This window comes from Catenulispora pinistramenti (assembly GCF_018274385.1).
In the GTDB taxonomy this organism is placed as follows: Bacteria; Actinomycetota; Actinomycetes; order Streptomycetales; family Catenulisporaceae; genus Catenulispora; species Catenulispora pinistramenti.
Genome location: NZ_JAAFYZ010000431.1, coordinates 1 through 3,148, shown reverse-complemented (window position 1 = coordinate 3,148; position 3,148 = coordinate 1). Strand labels below are relative to the sequence as shown.

The 3,148-nt window shown below is 69.3% G+C and carries 1 protein-coding gene; it reads left to right on the top strand.

All coding sequences use genetic code 11. From position 1 onward, the window contains the following. Positions 1-3,148, top strand: a 3,148-nt coding sequence (locus tag KGQ19_RS48170) for a biotin/lipoyl-containing protein (protein ID WP_368862271.1), incomplete at both ends; no start/stop codon positions are given.

The window sequence follows — 3,148 nt, the reverse complement described above, 5'->3', positions numbered from 1 at the left end:
GGGCAGGGCGGGCAGGACACCGTGCGCACTGCTGATGTCGTGTTGGACAGGTTCGATCGGCATACCGGGCAGATTGTGGTCAACGGTGAGCGGTTCCGGTTGTTGACCGCTACGCATGGCTCGGTGCATCAGGTCGAGGTGGATGGGGTGACGCATCGGGTGAGTCGGGATGAGGGTGGTGTGGTTCGTTCCCCGGCTCCGGCGTTGGTGATCGCCACCCCGGTGGTGGTCGGGGATCTGGTTGAGGCTGGGGCGCCGGTGGTGGTGCTGGAGTCGATGAAGATGGAGACGGTGCTGCGTGCGCCGTTCAAGGCCCGGTTGCGGGAGTTGGCGGTCACGGTTGGCAGCCAGGTGGAGACCGGTGCCCCGCTGCTGCGGCTGGAGCAGATCGTCGAGGACGAAGACGGCGAAGACGACACCGACACCGACACCGACACCGACACGGCGCAGCCGTTGTCCGAGGCCGTCGAGCTGGACCTGCCCGCCGCTCCGGCCGAGGTCCCGATCCGGGCCCGCGTCACGCAGGGCCAGGAGGACCTTCGCAGTCTGCTGCTGGGCTTCGACGTGGACCCGCACGACGAGGGCCGCATCCTCCAGGACTACCTCACCGCCCGCACCACCGCCGTGGAACAGGGCCAGCGGCCACTGACCGGTGAGCTGAGCCTGATCGAAGTCTTCGCCGACCTGGCTGAATTGGCAGCCGATCGGCCGGTCGGTGGCGAGTACCGCGAGGCCGACACCCATCTGCACAGCGCGCACGAGCACTTCCACACCTACCTGCGCAGCCTGGACGTCGAGCGGGACGGCCTGCCAGACACGTTCCGGACCATGCTGGCCAAGGTCCTTGCCCGATACGGGGTCGGCGATCTGGAACGTACCCCGGAGCTGGAAGCGGCGGTGTTCCGCGTCTTCCTGGCAATGCGACGGTCGGCCCAGCACGCGGCCGTGGTCGCGGCCCTGTTGCGGGGCTGGCTGAACGATCCGCTGCCGCCCGAGGCCGAGCGTGAGCCGGTCGGGCCGATGCTGGAGCGGCTGATCGCCGCTACCCAGATCCGTTTCCCTCCGGTCGCGGACCTGGCGCGCGGGGTGGTCTACGCGTGGTTCGGCCAGCCGCTGCTGCGCCGCAACCGGGCGCGCGTCTACGCCGGGGTCCGCAAGAACCTGCGGTACCTGGACGAGAACCCGCGCGCCGAGGACCGCGGCGAGCGGATCGCCGAGATGGTGCGTAGCACCGAGCCGCTGGTGCGGCTGCTGGCGCAGCGTCTGGTGCATCCGGACCTGGACAACTCGGCGATGCTGGAGGTCCTGACCCGGCGCTACTACGGCAACAAGGGCCTGACCGGCGTGCAGACCACCCAGGCCGCCGGCACCTCGTTCGTGGTCGCCGAACGCGACGGCTCCCGCCTGGTGTCGGCGGCGGTACCCTTCGACCAACTCGGCGACGTCCTGGCCGGACTGGCCGGACTGGCCGGACTGGCCGGACTGGCCGAGCTGGAGGCGGCCGGCGGTGTCCTGGACGCCGACATCTACCTGCTGTGGGAGAACCAGCCGGACACCGACGAGGCCGCGACCGCACTGCAGGAGATCGTCAGCGCGCACCCGCTGCCGGACCGCGTGCGCCGGGTGACCACGACGGTGGCCGGGCGCCGCAACGAGCCGATGCACCGCCACTTCACGTTCCACCACGGCGCTGCTGGTCTCGCCGGTCTCGCCGGTCTCACCGAGAACCGGCTGATCCGCGGCCTGCACCCGCACATCGCGCGACGGATGCAACTGGAGCGGCTGACCAAGTTCGACCTCACCCGCCTGCCGTCGACGGACGAAGAGGTGTATCTCTACCGGTGCGTGGCCCGCGAGAACCCGGCCGACGACCGGCTGGTCGCCTTCGCCCAGATCCGTGACCTGACCGAACTGCGCGAGCCCGACGGCCGACTGGCCGCGCTGCCCACCGCCGAATACACGATCGCCGCGTGCCTGGACTCGATCCGGCGCGCGCGGTCGCTGATGCCCTCCGGCCAGCGGTTCACGACCAACCGGGTCGTGGTCTACGTCTGGCCGCCGGTCACCCTGGCGTACCAGGAACTGCTGGGCATCGCGAACAGAGTGCTGGCGACCTCCGTCAACCTCGGACTCGATGAAGTCACGGTCATCGCCCGATACCGGGACGAGCGGACCGGCGATCTGGTGAAGACGGCCGCGGCGGTCACGTTCGACGGGGCCGGCGGCGCCGAGATCACTGTCGGCGAGCCGACGACGGATCCGCTGGAGCCGCTGGACGACTACCGGCTGAAGGTGCTGCGCGCGGCCAGTCGCGGCACGGTGTATCCCTATGAGGTGACCCGGTCGCTCGGCGACTTCGTCGAATACGACCTCGGCGAAGACGACTTCCTGGTCCCGGTGGACCGGCCCAGGGGCGCCAACACCGCGGCGGTGGTGGCCGGCGTGATCACCACCCGGACCCGGCGGCACCGGCAGGGTGTGACCCGGGTCCTGCTGTTGGGTGATCCGACGAAGTCGTTGGGTGCGTTGTCGGAGCCGGAGTGTCGTCGGGTGATCGCCGCGTTGGATCTGGCTGAGCGGATGCAGGTTCCGCTGGAGTGGTACGCGTTGTCCTCCGGGGCGCGGGTCTCCATGCAATCCGGGACCGAGAACATGGACTGGGTGGCCGCGGCGTTGAAGCGGATCGTGGAATTCACCCAGGCCGGCGGCGAGATCAACGTCGTGGTCAACGGCATCAACGTCGGCGCCCAACCCTACTGGAACGCCGAGGCCACCATGCTCATGCACACCCGCGGCGTCCTGGTCATGACCCCAGACTCGGCGATGGTCCTCACCGGCAAACACGCCCTGGACTTCTCCGGCGGCGTCTCCGCCGAAGACAACTTCGGCATCGGCGGCTACGACCGCGTCATGGGACCCAACGGCCAAGCCCAATACTGGGCACCGTCACTGACAGCAGCCCGCGACGTCCTGATGTCCCACTACGACCACACCTACATCGCCCCCGGCGAAACCACACCACGCCGCGCCACCACCGACGACCCCCACGACCGCGACATCAGCACCTTCCCCCACACCTTCGCCGGCTCGGACTTCACCACCGTCGGTGAGATCTTCAGCGCCACCGCCAACCCCGACCGCAAAAAAG